Below are 19,955 nucleotides of genomic sequence, written 5' to 3'. Positions count from 1 at the left end.
ACGCGAGGCGTGAGCCTCGCGTTGTTTTGTTTACATCAGCGGTTTTTGTCCGCGTTGCCACCATCGTAGCAGCAGTTTGTCGGCACTTTCAGCCGCGCTGCCGGTAAAGCGGTCGAGCATCTTCTTACGTTGTTGATAACGCACGCTGATGACCTCGTGCTTATCCATCAGTCCCAGCAGCAGTTCATCACTGGTTTCCACTGCGTCCACAAGGCCTTTTTCCAGCGCCTGAGTACCGTACCAATGTTCGCCGGTCGCCACCTGTTCGATATCCAACGAGGGACGCATTTGGTGAACAAAATCTTTGAACAGACGATGCGTATCGTTCAGGTCTTCGCGGAATTTCTGTCGCCCTTCTTCGGTATTTTCGCCCAGCATCGTCAGGGTACGTTTGTACTGTCCGGCCGTATGCAGTTCAATGTCGATATCTTTGTTTTTCAGGAAGCGGTTGATATTAGGGATCTGCGCCACGACGCCAATAGAACCAAGAATGGCAAACGGCGCAGAGACGATTTTATTTGCCACGCAGGCCATCATGTAGCCACCGCTGGCCGCTACTTTATCTACCGCAACCGTTAACGGGATCTGTTTATCACGAAGGCGCTGCAGCTGCGAAGCGGCAAGACCATAGCCATGCACCACGCCGCCGGGGCTTTCCAGGCGAATAACAACCTGATCCCGCGCTTTCACCGCTGCCAGCACCGCGGTAATTTCTTCACGCAGGCTGCTGACTTCGTGAGCATCCATACTGCCTTTAAAATCCAGCACCCAAACGCGCGGCTTGCCTTCTGGCTCTGCCGTACCCAACTTCGCGCGCGCCTTTGCCGCTTTTGCTTCCTGCTTAAGCTTTTTCTTTTGCCCTTTGTGCCACAGTTTTTGCTGTGGGCCGTCGAGCAACGAAACCGCCAGCTCTTCCTTCATCTCCTTATATTTCTCGCTAAGATTGGTCACCCGGAGCTCACCGCGCTGCCTTTTGCGCTGAGTCAGGTTAACAATAATGGCGACGACAACCGCAATAGCGACAACAATGGTCGCGATTTTGGCCAAAAACAGGCCATATTGAGCAAGTAATTCCACGTTTTCACCTTGTGTAAAGCACTGACGTTGACGCACAGTGTACATCAGCCATCTGCGAGAAGTCTTTGTGCTTTGCGTCGCATGCGAGGCGCATTCCTGTTTTTTTCAGCGACGATGAAATCGTTGCAAGATATTAATTCCGCGAAGACTTTCCGTTTCGCTGATTGCAATAGCAGGCGCTTTCAGGCATAAAGCGCAAAAGTAAGATACCGAATAGCCAGCGCGATCGTCAGCAGATCGCCCGAGGAGTCGCCGTGCATTATCAACCGCAACGTCACCTGTTACAGGACCGCATCATCCTGGTTACCGGCGCCAGCGACGGCATTGGCCGTGAAGCCGCCCTGACCTATGCCCGCTACAGCGCCAGCGTGATCCTGGTTGGCCGTAATGAAGAGAAGCTGCGTCGCGTCGCACAAGAGATTCAGCAAGCAGGAGGTATTCCTGCCCCATGGTTCACGCTTGACCTGTTGACCTGCACGCCGCAGGAGTGCCAGCAGTTGGCGCAGAAGATTGCTATTCACTACCCGCGCCTCGACGGCGTCCTGCACAACGCGGGTCTGCTGGGCGATATCTGCCCAATGGATGAACAAAAGCCGGACGTATGGCAGCAGGTTATGCAGGTGAACGTAAATGGCACCTTTATGCTCACTCAGGCATTGCTTCCTTTATTACTCAAATCTGAGTCCGGTTCTCTGGTCTTCACCTCCTCCAGCGTGGGTCGTCAGGGGCGAGCGAACTGGGGGGCTTATGCGGCGTCCAAATTTGCCACCGAAGGCATGATGCAGGTGCTGGCAGAGGAGTATCAAAGCCGCCATCTGCGGGTTAACTGCATCAATCCTGGCGGCACGCGCACCAAAATGCGCGCCAACGCTTTCCCAACCGAAGATCCGCAAAAATTGAAAACGCCTGCCGATATCATGCCGGTTTATCTGTGGCTGATGGGCGACGACAGCCGTCGCAAGACGGGAATGACTTTTGACGCCCAACCGGGCCGCAAACCAGGAATCGCACAATGAGTGATGAACGCTACCGTGAACGCCAGCAGCGGGTAAAAGATAAGGTCGATGCCCGTGTGGCGTCAGCCCAGGAAGAACGCGGCATTGTGATTGTGTTTACCGGCAACGGTAAAGGCAAAACTACCGCTGCTTTTGGCACCGTTACCCGCGCCGTCGGGCATGGCAAAAAGGCCGGTGTTGTGCAGTTTATTAAAGGCACCTGGCCGAACGGCGAGCGCAATCTGCTTGAACCGCACGGCGTTGAATTTCAGGTGATGGCCACCGGCTTCACCTGGAATACTCAGGATCGTGAAAGCGACACAGCCGCCTGCCTCGCCGTCTGGGAACATGGGCGCAGAATGCTGACCGATGAAAGCCTGGATCTCGTTTTACTGGACGAGCTAACCTACATGGTGGCCTATGACTACCTGCCGCTGGAAGACGTGCTGACTGCCCTGCGCAACCGCCCTGCGCATCAAACGGTCATTATTACCGGTCGCGGTTGCCATCGTGAAATTACCGAACTGGCCGATACCGTCAGCGAATTGCGCCCTGTTAAGCACGCGTTTGATGCCGGAATTAAGGCGCAGATGGGGATCGATTACTAAGCGTCAGCCGTTCAAGCAACGCATAATTAAGCGGCAGGCACAGGCAATCTTCCCCCATAGCCAGTTCGCTTTCGAGAATGTTTTGCCGCGAGACAAAGCGTTTACGATATTCGGTCGGCGTCACCCCACAGTATTTATTAAATGCGGCAATCAGGTATTTATGCTCCTGAAAGCCGCAGCTGTGGCTGATATCGGTGATTGGTGTTCGGGTGTCTCGCAGTAAGGTGCGGGCTTTATTCAGCCGTACCAGCGTCAGATACTCTTTGAAATTATGCCGACTGACCTTTTTAAACAGCCGCGAAAACCATGAGTAGCTCATCCCGCTATGGCTGGCGACTTCGCTCAGGGTCAGCGGTTGGTCAAAATGCTGATTAATAAAATCAATGCCTTTCTTGATCATCGCCTCTTCACGCAGCGTACTTTCCGCATGTTGCGTCGGCTTCCCGGCGGTCACTATCGCATCTAATAACAGATAAATCGCCGCGATGCGTTGAAACGGCGGGTGGTTATCAATCAACCGCTCCAGTAATGCCGCCAGGCGTCGATGTACGTCGTTGTCAGTTGACGAATAAACCTGCCCGGAAGTGCACCAACTCAGCAGTGGAGAAGGATGTAACTCATCAAACAGGCCGGGAGAAAACTGTACGGTCACCAGTTGGCTTCCCGTCTCCTCCGCGCTAAGCGAGTGCACTTCTTCAGCGTTGATATACAGCATATCCCCCTGCGCCAGCTCTACGCATTGCTGCCCCACGGAGACCGTAAAGCGCCCCGCCAGCACGGTAATCAGCTCCGGAGCCGGATGCCAGTGAGGTTCGCAGTAACGCACCTCGGCGGCAAACACGTTCAGCTTCTCTGCGTCAAAAGCAATCAGCTCATAGCCGCTGTTTACCGTTTGCCGTCCGGTTTGCATCACTGCGCGAGAATGAGTGACTGAAAAAGGGAACATGCGCAATCTCCTGTCGTAAGCCGTTAATTACGCCCCGCCAGCACGGCATTGAGCTCATCACGATCGATATCCAATGCTAAGAATTCAGTCAACGCGATCAGCAACCCGCAGAACAGATCCGGAGCCAGTCGAATCAGCTTTTCACGCACCTGATCCACCGGCAACGGGCTCTTATCAGCGATCAGATTCACCACGCGGGCAAAGGCCTCCGGCTGTTGGATCAGCTGCTGGAGCGAATTATCATCGCGTAGCGGCACATAGCGCGGCGGGCAGTCCACTGTCATTTCAGCACAGAGCGGCAGGTCGCGGGATGAGCTACCAACGCGGAGCTTCCAGAGACCCGGCGTCACCACCCAGTCTCCAAGGCCTGGGTGGTAACAGGCCAGCTCGGCAACAGGCAGTTGCAGGCTCACGCGACGAGTTTCCCCTGCGGCCAGTTCCACTTTACTGAACGCCTTCAATGCCTGCACTTCACGAATCAGTTCCCCGTCAGGCGCACTCACATATAGCTGAACAACCTCTTTACCGGCGAATGCCCCGCAGTTGGTCAGATCAAACGAAACGGTGAGAATCTCGTTTTCCCCTAATCGGGAGGCTGAGAGCGCGATATTATCGTAAACAAATCGGGTATAGCTTAAGCCAAAGCCGAACGGAAACAGCGGCGTCAGGCGGCGTTTATCGTAGTAACGATAGCCGACAAAAAGCCCTTCTCCGTAGTGATGGCGTAGATTCTCTCCCGGATAGTGCAGCCATGCGGGGGTCTCTTCCAGCGAATTAGGAACCGTCACGGTTAATTTACCGCACGGGTTACGCTGGCCGAAGAGAATTTCCGCCACCGCGCGGCCCATGCCCTGCCCGGCGAAGAAAGTTTCCAGCAGCGCTTTACACTCGCCAAGCCATGGCATGACGACCGCATCGCTGTTGGCCAGCACCACCACCACATTCGGCTGGACCGCCGCCACTTCCCGGATCAGCCGCTCATGAACCGGCAGAATATTCAGGTCCTGACGATCGCCATTCTCGCCATCTTCACCGACGGCGGTGCTGACAAAGATCACCGCCACATCCGCCTCCTGCGCAACGGCGCGGGCCTGTGCCAAAGCCTGTTCATCACAGCGCAGATCGTCCGGGGCACCCACCGCCCAGGAGACGCTAAAATCATCCCCGGCGAGGTCAAAAATTTCATCCAGCGGACGATCCAGTAGATACGGCACGGTGGTTGCGCATCCAGAGCCCTGAATCACCGGCTCCTGCGCCGGCTTACCCAGCACCGCGATGCGTGGCGTCTTCCCTGAGCGCAGCGGCAGCAGATCATCTTCATTTTTCAGCAAGACGATAGATTCGGCTGCCAGCTGCTGCGCCAGCGCATGGTGCGCCGGAAAATCAGCGCGCGTTTGCGGGCGACGATGACGCTGGACTTTATCCAGCAGCGTCAACATTCGCCAACAGGCGCGATCCACGACTGCCATCGGCACCTCGCCTGATTCAATCGCCGCCAGCAACGTTTGTTTATCGCGTCGGGTTTCCGGCATCGCCAGGTCGTTGCCCGCCATCAGCGAGGCCGGACGGTCCTTGATCCCGTACCAGTCGGACATCACCAGGCCGTCATATCCCCACTCATCGCGTAGTACCTGGGTGAGCAAAAACGGGTCCTGGGACGTCTGCACCCCGTTAAGGCGATTGTAAGAGGACATCACCGTCCACGGCTGGGATTTCTTAATCGCGCGCTGGAAACCCGCCAGATAGATTTCGCGCAGCGCCCGTTCTTCAATAATCGAGTCCATTTCCGTGCGGCGGTACTCCGAGTTATTCGCTGCAAAGTGCTTCAGGCTGGCACCAACCCCCTCCTGTTGCAGGCCGTTAATCAGCGCCGCGGCGATGTCGCCGCTGACTACCGGGTCTTCGGCGTAATATTCATAGCCGCGGCCCGCCAGCGGAGTGCGACGAATGTTGATGCCCGGGCCAAGCAGGATCCCAACGCCCATCTGCTGACACTCTGTCCCCAGCGCTTGCCCCATCTGATGAACCAGCTCCACATCCCAACTACAGGCCAGGCTGGAGCCATTCGGAAAGCAGGTTGCCGGAAGCGAGGCGCTGAAAAGCGCTTCACTGCCCCCCTTCGCTGCAGATTCTTCTGCGCTGGCCTGGTCTGCGGTCTGGGTGATGACCGAGATAAAGTCATCCATGCTCCACTTTTCACGGCCATCAATTTGCGCACTGCTGTAACGAACGCCGTAAGTACCGTCCGTCATGACGATATCTGCAATACCATGCTGTGGTAGAGAAGCCGTGCGCCACAGGCCGCTACCTGTCAGCAGCGCTACTTTGTCTTCTACGCTCATCGCGGCGAGGGTCGTGTTAAAATCGTTATTCATCTCTCTGGCTCCCTGAGGTTAAAGCGCGTTCTGTTGTTTACGCAGGCTGATTTTTTGCACAATATCGCGATAGGTTTTTTCATCCAGCGAATAGCAGGCGACAAATATTGCGCTTAGCGCAAACATCGCACCGGGAAATAACGTCATCAAAATATTAATGCCATTGATTGCGCTGCTCGAAATATTGCCAGCATCATAATGATAATAATCCAGCATCCACCCTGCACAGCCGCCGCCAATCGCCATCGCTATTTTGGTGATAAAATTAAAGAAGCCATAAATTGCGCCTTCAGTCCGCACACCATGATGCCACTCAGCATATTCAACGGTATCGGCAATCATTGACCACATGGAAACAAACCCCATCCCTAACGTAATACTGTACAAGCATACCCCGGTCATGATCAGCCAGATATTGTCGCCGGCAATAAAATATTGCATTAGCACACCGAAGATACCAATCAGCAGCGCAACCAGCGTCATTTTCTTCTTACCGATCAGCGCAATGACTTTTTCCGAAATAACGGTACCCACGATATAGGCCGCAGACTGAATCATAAAGAAGGTTGAGGTAAACCCTTCATTACCGATAATATATTTAATAAAGTAGATCGCTATCGCCATCCATACGGTATAGGCAATATAGAAAAAGACGGTAAACAGCGACAGGTTAATCAGCGGTGTGTTACCTGCCACCGCGCGGAGCATTTCCCTTAACGTCGGCGCAGGCGTCTCCTCTTCTTCACCTACCCGTTCTTTAGTCATCCCAAAGCAGGCAAGAAACAAAAAAGTCGCCAGCAGAGCGAAGCAAGAGACCGCAAAAACGTAGCCCAACTGCTTATCGTCAAACGGTGAAATCAGCATATCCGCGGTAGTTGAAACAATCAGATAGCCGACAATCGCCAATACAAAGCGGTATACCGACAGCGATGAGCGGGACGCTTCATGCTGAGTCAAACGGTTGGTTAACGCTGAGTATGGCGTGTTCACCGCCGTATATGCCAGACAATAAATAGTATAAGAGATCAACGCAAAATAGAATTTCGCCTCGCCACCAAAAGGCACAAAACACAATACGGTTAAAAAACCGAGCGGTATTGATCCATATAATAACCATGGACGTAACTTGCCGTAGCGGCTATGCGTTTTATCGATAGCAAAACCAATCAAGATATTAAAAACAGCATCAATAACGCGAGCAATAACAAAAATCAAACTCGCCTGCACTGCGCTAATGCCGTAAATGTTAGTATAGAAATATAATAAGAAAAGTGAAACAAAGCCGAATGATAAATTAGAGGCAAAGTCACCAAAGCCGTAGCCTATTTTTTCTTTCACGCCGATAACCACATAGCTTGCCGATAGTTTTCCTGCTGTATCCATTTTTGGCTACCCGTTTATGTAATCAGTGGCGTCAGTATATGGCGTTGGCTGGCACAGCGCTTTGCGTTATTTGTCCGGGAATTTCCCGTTTTTTGTCTTTATGCAGAAGTGTGAAAGATATCACAGGCAGGAGAAAATAAAGCGAAAATTCCGGCGGTTACCCGCCGGAACGAAAGTCATTAACCGTTACCGTTATTACGGCTGCTGGAGCGACGGCTATTATTGTTATTGCCGACCTGGCTATGGCGCTTGACCGCACGACGAATTTGGTTCGCTTTCATGCGACGACGATCTTTCTCGACCGCCACTTTTGAGGTGGTTTCCGGCGTCAACTCCACCAGCTCACGCAGGTAGTTGGTTTGCGCCAGGTCCAGCTCGGTATAGCCGCCGCGAGGCAGGCCCTTCGGCAGCGGAATATCACCATAACGAACGCGGATCAGACGGCTAACCTGTACGCCAACGGCTTCCCACAAGCGGCGAACTTCACGGTTACGCCCTTCGGTCAGCGTCACGTTGTACCACTGGTTAATCCCTTCACCGCCGGTGAATTTGATGGTTTTAAACGCCGCCGGACCGTCTTCCAGCTGTACGCCACGAGACAGTTGACGAAGCTTATCTTCATCAACCTGACCAAACACGCGCACGGCGTATTCGCGTTCAACTTCACGGCTCGGATGCATCAGGCGGTTTGCCAGTTCACCGTCGGTGGTGAACAGCAGCAGACCGCAGGTATTTACATCCAGACGACCCACGGCAATCCAGCGCGCGCCGCGCAGTTTTGGCAGACGATCGAATACCGTCGGACGACCTTCCGGGTCGTTACGGGTACACAGCTCGCCTTCTGGCTTGTAGTACGCCAGCACGCGACAGATTTGTTCCGCAGACTCTTTAACCGAAATCAGGTGACCATCGATACGAATTTTTAAACCAGGGACAATTTCAACGCGATCGCCGAGAGTAGCGATTTTGCCATCGACGCTGACGCGGCCAGCTTCGATTTTAGATTCAATTTCACGGCGGGAGCCGTGGCCAGCGCGGGCCAGCACTTTTTGTAATTTCTCGCTCATTGAGCATCCTTAAGGTGTCGCCTTCCCAGGCGTCTGGTATACTTCGAAAAACATGACGCTATCAAAATTATGATCTAACACCATGTTCTGTATATATATTTTGCATCCAGGCATATCATGTTCTGCGTCGTTTTAACGGCCACAATTGAGACATGCCCTCTCGCGTGGGCGAACATGGTACACGAACTTTAAGATGAATGCTTCTTTGCGTTTCATGTGGCCGCGCTTTTCCACCAGGATACAAACAATCCTTATCAATTATGATTCATGCTGACGGATTTTCCTGTGGCCGGAAAGGCCGGTCATCAGGCTTTCGGGACATAGAGGCGTTGAAGTTCATCATTGCGGGTCAGTGCCTGCTCGGTTGCGGCCTGTTTCATCAATAACACTAATGATTGTATTGCCATTTATAATTTTTAGGATTATTCTCAATTCACATTTCGTTTTACCCCCTTTGGGATTCATTATTCAATTAAAAACAAAAAGTCTGGAATGAGCTCATATACCCGGTCTAATTTTAAAAATGAGTTTTGAAAATGAAAAACATTGAACACCTCAAACTTCGTGATGTGTGTTACGCCAAAATAAGAACATGCAATAACGATGAAATGATAATCAAAATTTCCGACATAAACATGGTGGTTGCACAAGGTGATATTTGCATTCTTTCATTAAGAAATATGCCATCACCGGTAAAACTAAGAAACAAACTCTCTGAAATTGAATCGTTGCTCAACATGACTCAGCATACCGTCATTCCTTGCGTTGACTCAGCCCACGCTGGTTCAGACGATACATAATCACAATAAAGTCACAATCTATACCCTAAATAATTCGAGTTGCAGGACAAAGCACTCGTGCCTTGAACAGCGCTTGCGCTGGCCCCGAAGGCCGAGTACGCGGCAAGGAAGTGACTGGGGTGAACTGACGCAGCCAACACACATGCAACTTGAAGTATGACGGGTATATACATTTAATCATGAAGGGGCTTAAGGCCCCTGTCATTTCATAAAAAATCACGGTTCAGGTTAATTTTAAACCCACTGCTACTGCATCATAAAAACACACATAATATTTAATCGTGCACCTATTATAATTAATAGTTTTCATTATTAACCTGTCGATAAAAATACACAAATTCCATTCAAGAAGGAAAAGACAGCTTCAGCGTACCAGGAAAAATATTACCATCCGCCTCCGCCGCCGCCTCCTGCACCGCCGCCGGAAAATCCTCCGCCGCTGCCGAAACCAGAAACGCTGGAGGCCCCACTGCTCAAATGCGCCTGTAAGGACAACAACATCCCGGATCTGGCTATCTCCGGCGTCTTAATCGCCGCCGCCAGGGATGGAGCCAGGCGATTGGCCCACTCCTTACCCAACCCTGCGGCCACCGCCCAGCTAAGCAATGAAATATCCAGATAACGGGACTCGCCTTTGCGCCGTCGTCCGCTGTACGTCGCGGCCTCCAGGCGTTCCAGATAGTGGATTACCCCCCTGGCCCGGGCAAAGCGCTGCTGGCCTGATTGCGTAAGCTGTGGAAGCAAGCAAAAGCCCAGCGCGGTGATATAACCGGTCAGGCACCAGGCGCTGAAGTATCCGGCGGGCATATACCATTGAAAGAGCGAAAAACCCATTTTTGCCCATAGAAGCAGAAAAATCAGGCCACCACCGATAAGCGGAAAGAACAACGTTGCCAGTAAACTCTTGCGAATCGGTTTGCCGAGATCGCTCTCAACCACCAGGTTAACGCCGCTAAAGAGAAGCGGAAGAACGAAGAAAAGGCCCGCAAAACAATCCGCAGTTAAGGTTCTGGCCGTCCAGCCCGGACTCTGTGCATTAGCAAGAGCCTGAGTCACAAATATCGCCACAATCCCACACAACAGGAAGCTCAAAGGCCGATATCCCGCGCCCTTATGCTGCTGACGATAATGTTTCTCCATCCGAATAAAAGCTTTACGCAGCGTTCTATTGTAGCGCCCTTTGAGCACCACCTTATCGCCCTTGCGGAACAACAGATCCATCAATAGCTGCTCTTCCTGGGTCGGTATATCGCTTTTTCTGCTCGCCCCCGAATGAACCCTCACCAGGTATTGCTGCGTTTTGTCACCCGACACACTCTCCAGCGCCACCCGCCCCTTCACAATCAGGTTAGTCACATCAGCGCAAAAGCCTTTATCGTCATAAGTCTGCTTTGCCGCCATGCGCAGATAACCGGGCGAAAACTCCGTGGACATTGACGTCAGCTCCGGCACGTCAACCGGGGTAAAGTGAGGTCTGCGTAGCCATAAAAACAAGAAATAACCCGCCAACAACCCGCAGGGGATCCAGACGATCAACGACGATAGCGTGGGGATAAAAAGATGCGGGAGAAGATGAGTCGCCTGCGGCTCTGCGGCATCAGGCAACAGCGCCCGAGGCCAGCGATAGAGTACGGTAAAATCCTGCTGGTAGAAGGGTTCGCGGGACTCAATGTGTCCGCCCGGCAGAAGGTGACCGTTTTTTAACCTTTCGCCATAATCGTTGGTAAAAAAGTCGATCTGCTTAAACGGATCCCCTTGAGCATCCGCCAGCTGCAGCGCGAAGCGAACCTGGTATATTTCGAACGACCAGCTATCGCCGGTGACGTTCCAGATAAGCACGTCATCATCGCCATCGCGAATAAACGCGTTGCTGACCTGATAGTGCACCTGGTAGCGATAGTCGCCTTCCGGCAGAAGAGTCTGTTCATCCCCCACGACGATTCTCATGGTCCCCCTGCGCCAGCGAAGCTGCCAGGGTTCAGGTTTGCCGTCACGGGTCACGCCGATAACATGATACGTCAGCAGGGCCGCGTTACCGTCTGGTCGCACCCACATGCGCGGAAGATCGCGAAAAAAACCGTGTTTAATCTGCCTGTTGCGCGCCTGGAAGTGAATGTTTTCTTGCACATCCAGCACGCCGTCCGGGCGCATAGTGGCCTGGACGTCAAACAGAGAAATAGCTTCTGTCGAGGGGGATAAAATATCTGAACGCGCATGGCTGAACGGAGCACTGAACAGCCATAGCAAAAGAAAAAACCGACACATCAATGTCCATTTCATCACTATTCCTTCCGTGGAACAATTGGGAGATTACAAGAACGGCTTCACATCCCCTACACCTTCACGCACCACCACCGGCGCATCTTCGGTAAGATCGATAACCGTGGTCGGCTGCTGGCCCAGATAGCCGCCGTGAATAATCAGATCCACCTGTTTCTCAAGGCGATCTTTGATCTCTTCCGGGTCAGATTCGGTAAACTCGCTTCCCGGCAGCATCAGTGAGGTTGAGAGCATCGGCTCGCCGAGAGTTTCCAGCAGCATCTGCGCAATCGGGTTCGACGGCACGCGCATACCGATAGTTTTACGCTTTTCCTGCAGCAAACGACGCGGCACCTCTTTGGTCCCTTTGAGGATGAAGGTGTAGTTACCCGGCGTGTTGTTTTTAATCAACCGGAACGCCACGTTATCAACGAATGAATAGGTCGACAGCTCGGATAGATCGCGGCACATCAGGGTAAAGTTATGGCCGTTTGGCAAATCACGGATACGACAAATCCGCTCCATCGCACCTTTATCTTCGATTTTGCAGCCTAATGCGTAACCAGAGTCAGTCGGATATACGATAACCCCGCCTTTACGCACAATTTCCACCGCCTGGTTTATCAACCGCGCCTGCGGGTTTTCCGGATGGACATAAAAAAACTGGCTCATACTTCCCTCTCAATTTTGTTCTACGGCCACTTCCCAACTGCGCCAGATCCCTTCTACGCCAGCGGGTAGCCAAAGTTTACGGCCCAGCTCGATCCACGGACAAGGCTGATGGAAATCAGACCCCTGGGAGGCGAGAAGGCCAAACTGCACGGCGTAAGCAGCAAGCTGTGCGCGCTCATGCGGTGCCTGCTGGCATTGAGCGACTTCCATCGCATCGCCGCCCTGCTCACTAAAATGGGCTAACAATCTTTTCAGCCACTTGGCAGAGAGGTCGTAGCGCCCAGGATGGGCAATAACCGCTTTGCCGCCAGAATGATGAATGACATCAATCGCTTGTTTTATTGTACACCACTGTGGCGGAACGTAACCGGTTTTCCCACGCGCGAGATATTTCTTAAAGACGTCAGCAATGTTGTTTGCATAACCCCCTTCGACCAAAAAACGAGCGAAATGGCCGCGCGTCACCGCCCCGCCGTCGGCCAGTTTCAGCGCCCCTTCCCAGGCACCGGGGATCCGTGCTTTATCCAGCCGTTCTGCAATCAGCTGAGCCCGCAGCTGGCGACGTGCTTTCTGCTCATCAAGTAACGCGGTCATCGCCGGATGGGCAATATCAATATTCAGCCCGACAATATGAATCTCGTGGTTTTCCCACAACGTGGAAATCTCCACGCCATTTATTAACGTTAGCGGTAAACCTGCACGTTCAATTTCCGCTTTGGCGGCGGGGATCGCCGCCACGGTATCATGATCGGTAATCGCCAGGGTGCCGACGCGCATCTGGTGAGCGCGATGAACAAGTTCTTGTGGAGTCAGTCGCCCGTCGGAGGCGATGGTATGGCTGTGCAGGTCGTAAATCACTGCGTAGTTGGTGTTGCTCAAGATGACTCCTGCTGGACATAAACCTGTACCCGTCATACTTTAAGTGACAGGAAAGTTGGCTGCGTTTCGGTGATTCAAATTATTGATAATCTCACCAGGCGCATCATCATACCGACTCACCGATAAAATCTGCAAACAGGGGTTGACTTTACACCTCCGGACTAGTTAACTAGTACGCAAGTTCACATGAAGGGGTATCAACGATGAAAACGCAATTTATCACTCTGCACGGCTGGTGGCGTAGCTCCTGTTATCGGGCGGCGTGATCGCGTTTTGCACTCAGCATACAGATACCCGGCCCGCCAATGAGCGGGCTTTTTATTGGACAAATTATTATACCGAACAGGCGAGAACAATAATGCAAACATCAAAACCGGCACTCGAGCTTCTCACCAGCGACGCCATCTATCGGGAAAACCCGACGGCGTTATTCCACCAGCTATGCGGTGCGCGTCCGGCCACCCTGCTGCTGGAATCCGCGGATATCGACAGTAAGGATGATTTAAAGAGCCTGCTGCTGGTGGATAGCGCGCTGCGCATTACCGCGCTAGGTGACACTGTCACTATTCAGGCGCTCTCCGCTAACGGCACGGCGCTGCTGGATTTGCTGGATAACACTCTGCCTTCGGGTATTGATAATCAGCGCCAGCCAAATGGGCGGGTGTTAACATTCCCTCCTGTCAGCGCACTGCTTGATGAAGACGCCCGCTTATGTTCATTATCGGTATTTGACACTTTCCGCCTGTTGCAAGAGCTGGTTACCGTGCCGCAGGACGAGCGCGAAGCCATGTTCTTCGGCGGACTGTTTGCTTATGACCTGGTCGCCGGCTTCGAAAACCTGCCGCCGCTGGAAAGCGATACCGCCTGCCCGGATTACTGTTTCTATCTGGCGGAAACGCTGCTGGTTATCGACCATCAGACTAAAAACACCCGCATCCAGGCGAGCCTGTTCACCCCGCTGGAAAATGAAAAACAGCGTCTGCTACAGCGCATCGCCCAGCTTCGTCAGCAATTGAATGAGCCGCCCGCGCCGCTGCCGGTGACAACAGTTGCCGAAATGCGCTGCGACTGCGATCAGAGTGATGAAGAGTACGGTGCCGTAGTGCGTAAAATGCAGCGCGCCATCCGCGCGGGTGAAATTTTCCAGGTGGTGCCATCGCGCCGTTTCTCGCTGCCCTGCCCGTCGCCGCTCGCCGCTTACGATGTGTTGAAGAAGAGCAACCCCAGCCCGTATATGTTCTTTATGCAGGATAACGATTTCACCCTGTTCGGCGCATCGCCGGAAAGCTCGCTGAAATATGACGCCGTCAGCCGCCAGATTGAGATCTACCCGATTGCCGGAACCCGCCCGCGCGGTCGCCGTACCGACGGTTCGCTGGACCGCGATCTCGACAGCCGCATTGAGCTGGAGATGCGCACCGATCACAAAGAGCTTTCCGAACACCTGATGCTGGTTGACCTGGCGCGTAACGACCTCGCCCGCATCTGCACGCCGGGCAGCCGCTACGTGGCCGACTTAACCAAAGTCGATCGCTACTCCTTTGTGATGCACCTCGTCTCCCGCGTGGTTGGCGAGCTGCGCAACGATCTCGACGTGCTCCACGCCTATCGCGCCTGTATGAATATGGGCACGTTGAGCGGTGCGCCTAAAGTGCGCGCAATGCAGCTTATCGCCGCCGCTGAAGGCAAACGCCGCGGCAGCTACGGCGGCGCGGTGGGTTACTTTACCGCCCACGGCGACCTCGATACCTGCATCGTGATTCGTTCTGCTTACGTGCAGGATGGCATCGCCACGGTACAGGCCGGTGCCGGTATCGTGCTCGACTCCGTTCCCCAATCTGAAGCGGATGAAACCCGTAATAAAGCTCGCGCGGTGCTGCGCGCTATCGCCCAGGCCCATCACGCGAAGGAGATTTTCTAATGGCCGACATTCTGCTGCTCGATAATATCGATTCATTTACCTATAACCTGGCAGACCAATTGCGTTCGAACGGCCATAACGTGGTGATTTACCGCAACTCAGTCCCGGCGCAGGCGCTGATTGAGCGCATCGGCACCATGAAAAACCCGGTATTGATGCTTTCTCCCGGACCGGGCACGCCGAGCGAAGCAGGCTGCATGCCTGAACTGCTGACCCGACTGCGTGGTAAGCTGCCGATTATCGGCATCTGCCTCGGTCATCAGGCCATTGTCGAAGCTTACGGCGGTTACGTCGGGCAGGCTGGTGAAATCCTCCACGGTAAAGCATCAAGCATTGAACATGATGGTCAGGCGATGTTTGCCGGGTTGACTAACCCACTGCCGGTTGCGCGCTACCACTCGCTGGTCGGCAGCAATATCCCGGCAGGGTTGACGATCAACGCCAACTTTAACGGCATGGTGATGGCGGTGCGCCACGATGCAGATCGCGTCTGCGGTTTCCAGTTCCATCCAGAGTCGATTCTGACCACCCAGGGCGCACGCCTGCTGGAGCAAACGCTGGCATGGGCGTTGCAAAAGCTGGAGCAGACCAACACTATCCAGCCAATTCTGGAAAAACTGTATCAGGCCGAGACCCTGAGCCAGCAGGAGAGCCATCAGCTGTTCTCCGCAGTAGTGCGCGGCGAAGTCAAGCCCGAGCAACTGGCCGCTGCGCTGGTCAGTATGAAAGTGCGCGGTGAGCATCCGCAGGAAATTGCCGGGGCCGCTACCGCGCTGCTGGAAAACGCCGCGCCGTTCCCGCGCCCTGATTACCTGTTTGCCGATATCGTTGGTACTGGCGGCGACGGCAGCAACAGCATCAATATTTCGACCGCCAGCGCCTTTGTTGCCGCCGCCTGCGGCCTGAAAGTAGCGAAACATGGCAATCGCAGCGTTTCAAGTAAATCAGGCTCATCTGACCTGCTGGCAGCCTTCGGTATTAATCTCGATATGAATGCCGATAAATCTCGCCAGGCACTGGATGAGATGGGCGTCTGTTTCCTGTTCGCACCGAAGTATCACACCGGATTCCGTCACGCGATGCCGGTCCGTCAGCAGCTCAAGACCCGCACCCTGTTTAACGTGCTGGGGCCGCTGATCAACCCGGCGCACCCGCCGCTGGCGCTGATTGGCGTTTATAGCCCGGAACTGGTGCTGCCGATTGCGGAAACCCTGCGCGTACTGGGGTATCAGCGTGCTGCCGTGGTCCACAGCGGCGGCATGGATGAAGTGTCGCTCCACGCGCCGACGGTGGTCGCTGAACTGAACAACGGCGAAATCAAGAGCTATCAGTTGACCGCCGCCGACTTTGGCCTGACGCCTTACCATCAGGAACAGTTGGCTGGCGGCACGCCGGAAGAAAACCGTGACATTCTGACACGCTTACTACAAGGTAAAGGTGAAGCCGCTCACGAAGCCGCCGTCGCCGCCAACGTCGCCATGTTGATGCGTTTACATGGGCACGAAGATCTGAAGGCCAACGCACAGCACGTCATCGAGGTCCTGCGCAGCGGAGCGGCCTATGACAAAGTGACCGCATTAGCGGCAAGAGGGTAAATAATGCAGACCGTTTTAGCAAAAATAGTGGCCGACAAAGCGATTTGGGTAGAAGCCCGCAAACAACAACAACCGTTAGCCAGCTTTCAAAATGACGTCGTGCCGACGCAGCGCAATTTTTACGATGCCCTTGCCGGTACCCGCACCGCGTTTATTCTCGAGTGCAAAAAGGCCTCGCCGTCAAAAGGTTTGATTCGTGAAGATTTTGACCCGGCGACCATCGCCGGGGTCTACAAGCACTACGCATCGGCTATTTCGGTGCTGTGCGATGAGAAATATTTCCAGGGCAGCTTCGATTTTCTGCCAATTGTCAGCAAAATCGCACCGCAGCCGATTCTGTGTAAGGATTTCACCATCGATCCTTACCAGATTTACCTGGCGCGCTACTATCAGGCCGATGCCTGCCTGCTGATGCTCTCGGTGCTTGATGATGAACAATATCGCCAGCTCGCCGCCGTCGCGCACAGCCTGAATATGGGCGTGTTGACCGAAGTCAGTAATGAAGAAGAGCTGGAACGCGCCATCGCGCTGAAGGCCAAAGTGGTCGGTATCAACAACCGCGACCTGCGCGATATGTCGATTGACCTCAACCGCACCCGCACGCTGGCACCACGACTCGGCCATGACGTCACGGTGATCAGCGAATCCGGCATCCATACTTATGCCGAAGTGCGTGAACTGAGCCACTTCGCCAATGGCTTCCTGATTGGTTCAGCGCTGATGGAACACGACGATCTGAATACCGCAGTGAAACGCGTGCTGCTCGGCGAAAATAAGGTCTGCGGCCTCACCCGTCCGCAGGATGCCCAGGTCGCGTATGAATCCGGCGCCGTATACGGCGGACTGATTTTCGTCCCCACCTCGCCGCGAGCGGTAAATGAAGCCCAGGCGAAAGCGGTTATTGATAGCGCTCCCCTGAGCTACGTCGGCGTATTTCGCAATGCGCCGGTGGCAGAGGTTGCCGCCCGCGTTGAAAGCCTGAACTTAGCCGCCGTCCAGTTGCACGGTGGTGAAGACCAGAGCTATATCGATGCCCTGCGCGCCGAGTTACCGGCCAAAGTGCAAATATGGAAAGCCCTCAGCGTTGGCGAAACGCTGCCGCAACGCAATCTGAACCATGTCGATAAATACGTTTTCGATAACGGTCAGGGCGGCACCGGCCAGCGTTTCGACTGGTCTTTGCTGCAAGGTCAGGACCTGCGTAACGTGCTGTTAGCAGGCGGCCTCGGCGCCGATAACTGTGTAGAAGCCGCCAAAAGCGGTTGTGCCGGACTCGATTTTAATTCAGGCGTGGAGTCACAGCCGGGTATTAAAGATGCCAGCAAACTGGCCTCGGTGTTTCAAACGCTGCGCGCATATTAAGGAGCAACAATGAGTACTTTACTGAACCCCTATTTTGGCGAATTCGGCGGAATGTACGTTCCGCAGATCCTGATGCCCGCCCTGCGCCAGCTTGAAGAAGCGTTCGTTAGCGCGCAGAAGGACCCGGCATTTCAGGCCGAATTTACCGACCTGCTGAAAAACTACGCCGGTCGCCCGACCGCGCTGACCAAATGCCGTAACCTCACTGAAGGTACCCGTACCACGCTATATCTGAAGCGTGAAGACCTGCTGCACGGCGGCGCGCATAAAACCAACCAGGTGCTCGGTCAGGCGCTGTTGGCGAAACGGATGGGCAAAACGGAAATCATCGCCGAAACCGGCGCAGGTCAGCATGGTGTAGCCTCTGCCCTCGCCAGCGCCCTGCTCGGCCTCAAATGCCGCATTTATATGGGCGCAAAAGATATCGAGCGCCAGTCGCCGAACGTCTTCCGTATGCGCCTGATGGGTGCAGAAGTGATCCCGGTACATAGCGGCTCATCAACGCTGAAAGATGCCTGTAACGAAGCCCTGCGTGACTGGTCCGGCAGCTATGAAAAAGCCCACTATATGCTCGGGACCGCCGCCGGCCCGCACCCGTTCCCAACCATCGTGCGTGAATTCCAGCGCATGATTGGCGAAGAGACCAAAGTACAAATTCTTGAGAAAGAAGGTCGCCTGCCGGATGCGGTTATCGCCTGCGTCGGTGGCGGTTCTAACGCTATCGGCATGTTCGCCGACTTTATCGACGAAACCACTGTTGGCCTGATTGGCGTGGAACCGGCGGGCCACGGGATCGAATCCGGCGAACACGGCGCACCGCTGAAGCACGGGCGCGTTGGTATCTACTTCGGTATGAAATCGCCGATGATGCAGACCGAGGACGGGCAAATTGAGGAGTCCTACTCCATTTCCGCTGGACTGGACTTCCCGTCAGTTGGCCCGCAGCACGCTTATCTGAACAGCATTGGTCGCGCCGACTACGTATCAATTACCGATGATGAGGCGCTGGATGCCTTTAAAGAACTTTCCCGTCATGAAGGGATTATCCCGGCGCTAGAATCATCCCACGCCCTGGCGCACGTGCTGAAAATGATGCGTGAGAACCCGGAAAAAGAGCAGCTGCTGGTGGTTAACCTCTCCGGTCGCGGCGATAAAGACATCTTCACCGTACACGATATTCTGAAAGCGCGAGGGGAAATCTGATGGAACGTTACGAGACGCTGTTTGCACAACTGAAAGCTCGCCAGGAAGGCGCATTTGTTCCCTTCGTGACGCTCGGCGACCCTAACCCGGAACAATCGCTGAAAATTATTGATACGCTGATTGAAGCGGGTGCCGATGCGCTGGAGCTGGGTATCCCATTCTCCGACCCGCTGGCGGACGGCCCAACCATTCAGGGCGCAGCCCTGCGCGCATTTGCCGCAGGCGTCACGCCAGCACAATGTTTTGAAATGCTGGCGGCAATTCGTCAAAAGCACCCGACCATCCCGATCGGCCTGCTGATGTACGCAAACCTGGTGTTCAGCCCTGGCATTGATGAATTTTATGCCGCATGCGAACGCGCGGGCGTTGATTCAGTGCTAGTAGCCGATGTACCGGTCGAAGAGTCGGCACCGTTCCGCCAGGCCGCATTGCGCCATAATATCGCGCCAATTTTCATCTGCCCGCCAAATGCCGATGACGACCTGCTGCGCCAGATTGCTTCCTACGGTCGCGGCTATACCTATCTGCTGTCTCGTGCGGGCGTGACCGGCGCGGAAAACCGCGCCGCGCTGCCGCTGCATCATTTGATTGAAAAGCTGGCCGAATATAACGCTGCGCCACCGCTGCAGGGCTTTGGTATCTCTGCGCCGGAGCAGGTCACCGCCGCGATTGATGCCGGCGCTGCCGGGGCGATTTCCGGTTCTGCGATCGTCAAAATCATTGAGCGTAACGTTAACGACCCGCAGGCTATGCTGTCTGAACTGAAGACCTTTGTGCAGAGCCTCAAAGCCGCCACCAAAGCGGCCTAAGCAC

Annotated in this window: 16 protein-coding genes and 1 other annotated feature; of the genes, 8 read left to right on the top strand and 8 right to left on the bottom strand. The window is 54.3% G+C overall.

The window, feature by feature from the left end; all coding sequences use genetic code 11:
• Window positions 1-30: 30 nt before the first annotated feature.
• Window positions 31-1,077: a protease SohB gene (gene sohB / locus HV127_RS19820; RefSeq protein ID WP_182238147.1), complete on the bottom strand. Its 1,047-nt coding sequence runs from the start codon at window positions 1,075-1,077 to the stop codon at window positions 31-33.
• 254 nt (window positions 1,078-1,331) lie between these two features.
• Between sohB and HV127_RS19815 the strand changes: the two genes are divergently transcribed.
• Both HV127_RS19815 and cobO read left to right on the top strand, forming a co-directional pair.
• Window positions 1,332-2,093, top strand: coding sequence for a YciK family oxidoreductase (locus tag HV127_RS19815; protein WP_110273503.1), 762 nt, complete (start codon window positions 1,332-1,334; stop codon window positions 2,091-2,093).
• Complete coding sequence (cobO, locus tag HV127_RS19810; protein WP_182238145.1) at window positions 2,090-2,680, top strand: cob(I)yrinic acid a,c-diamide adenosyltransferase; 591 nt, start codon at window positions 2,090-2,092, stop codon at window positions 2,678-2,680. Before HV127_RS19815 ends, cobO begins: the two co-directional genes overlap by 4 nt.
• Here the strand turns inward: cobO and HV127_RS19805 are convergent.
• From HV127_RS19805 to rluB, 4 genes are all read right to left on the bottom strand, one after another.
• Window positions 2,652-3,626, bottom strand: a complete 975-nt coding sequence (locus tag HV127_RS19805; RefSeq protein ID WP_182238142.1) for an AraC family transcriptional regulator — start codon at window positions 3,624-3,626, stop codon at window positions 2,652-2,654. The two genes, cobO and HV127_RS19805, sit on opposite strands and share 29 nt — an antisense overlap.
• Before the next feature lie 23 nt (window positions 3,627-3,649).
• Entirely contained in the window at window positions 3,650-6,001 is a 2,352-nt protein-coding gene (locus tag HV127_RS19800) for a glycoside hydrolase family 3 C-terminal domain-containing protein (RefSeq protein ID WP_182238140.1), read from the bottom strand.
• A gap of 18 nt (window positions 6,002-6,019) precedes the next feature.
• On the bottom strand, window positions 6,020-7,384 hold the full coding sequence (locus HV127_RS19795; protein ID WP_182238138.1) for an MFS transporter: 1,365 nt from the start codon (window positions 7,382-7,384) through the stop codon (window positions 6,020-6,022).
• Window positions 7,385-7,563: 179 nt separating this feature from the next.
• The gene (gene rluB / locus HV127_RS19790; RefSeq protein ID WP_110273507.1) at window positions 7,564-8,451 is read right to left on the bottom strand and encodes a 23S rRNA pseudouridine(2605) synthase RluB; all 888 of its coding nucleotides are present in this window, start codon (window positions 8,449-8,451) and stop codon (window positions 7,564-7,566) included.
• A 536-nt stretch (window positions 8,452-8,987) separates the two neighbouring features.
• Between rluB and HV127_RS19785 the strand changes: the two genes are divergently transcribed.
• Entirely contained in the window at window positions 8,988-9,251 is a 264-nt protein-coding gene (locus tag HV127_RS19785; RefSeq protein WP_181482510.1) for a hypothetical protein, read from the top strand.
• 384 nt (window positions 9,252-9,635) lie between these two features.
• Here HV127_RS19785 and HV127_RS19780 read toward each other — a convergent pair whose 3' ends face one another.
• From HV127_RS19780 to rnm, 3 genes are read right to left on the bottom strand one after another with little or no spacing between them, the layout of a single operon-like run.
• A complete protein-coding gene (locus HV127_RS19780) occupies window positions 9,636-11,531 on the bottom strand; it encodes a DUF2207 domain-containing protein (protein ID WP_182238136.1) in 1,896 nt (631 codons plus the stop codon).
• A 30-nt stretch (window positions 11,532-11,561) separates the two neighbouring features.
• Entirely contained in the window at window positions 11,562-12,182 is a 621-nt protein-coding gene (locus HV127_RS19775) for an L-threonylcarbamoyladenylate synthase (RefSeq protein WP_110273510.1), read from the bottom strand.
• A gap of 9 nt (window positions 12,183-12,191) precedes the next feature.
• Window positions 12,192-13,061 (bottom strand): RNase AM, encoded by an 870-nt coding sequence (gene rnm, locus HV127_RS19770; RefSeq protein WP_182238133.1) that lies wholly within the window; start codon window positions 13,059-13,061, stop codon window positions 12,192-12,194.
• A 227-nt stretch (window positions 13,062-13,288) separates the two neighbouring features.
• Window positions 13,289-13,384 (top strand) — a sequence feature (Trp leader region).
• Between the two features lie 35 nt (window positions 13,385-13,419).
• Between rnm and HV127_RS19765 the strand changes: the two genes are divergently transcribed.
• From HV127_RS19765 to trpA, 5 genes are read left to right on the top strand one after another with little or no spacing between them, the layout of a single operon-like run.
• The gene (locus tag HV127_RS19765; RefSeq protein WP_182238131.1) at window positions 13,420-14,982 is read left to right on the top strand and encodes an anthranilate synthase component 1; all 1,563 of its coding nucleotides are present in this window, start codon (window positions 13,420-13,422) and stop codon (window positions 14,980-14,982) included.
• On the top strand, window positions 14,982-16,577 hold the full coding sequence (trpD, locus tag HV127_RS19760) for a bifunctional anthranilate synthase glutamate amidotransferase component TrpG/anthranilate phosphoribosyltransferase TrpD (RefSeq protein WP_181482516.1): 1,596 nt from the start codon (window positions 14,982-14,984) through the stop codon (window positions 16,575-16,577). Before HV127_RS19765 ends, trpD begins: the two co-directional genes overlap by 1 nt.
• Window positions 16,578-16,580: 3 nt before the next feature.
• On the top strand, window positions 16,581-17,939 hold the full coding sequence (gene trpCF, locus HV127_RS19755) for a bifunctional indole-3-glycerol-phosphate synthase TrpC/phosphoribosylanthranilate isomerase TrpF (RefSeq protein ID WP_182238129.1): 1,359 nt from the start codon (window positions 16,581-16,583) through the stop codon (window positions 17,937-17,939).
• Window positions 17,940-17,948: 9 nt separating this feature from the next.
• Window positions 17,949-19,142: a tryptophan synthase subunit beta gene (gene trpB / locus HV127_RS19750; RefSeq protein WP_182238128.1), complete on the top strand. Its 1,194-nt coding sequence runs from the start codon at window positions 17,949-17,951 to the stop codon at window positions 19,140-19,142.
• Complete coding sequence (gene trpA, locus HV127_RS19745) at window positions 19,142-19,951, top strand: tryptophan synthase subunit alpha (RefSeq protein ID WP_112216786.1); 810 nt, start codon at window positions 19,142-19,144, stop codon at window positions 19,949-19,951. Before trpB ends, trpA begins: the two co-directional genes overlap by 1 nt.
• Window positions 19,952-19,955 lie beyond the last annotated feature (4 nt).

The organism is Klebsiella sp. RHBSTW-00215, assembly GCF_014103785.1.
Taxonomy (GTDB): domain Bacteria; phylum Pseudomonadota; class Gammaproteobacteria; order Enterobacterales; family Enterobacteriaceae; genus Klebsiella.
Note: the sequence above shows the minus strand (reverse complement) of the source record. Positions and strands in the feature narration are given on the sequence as shown.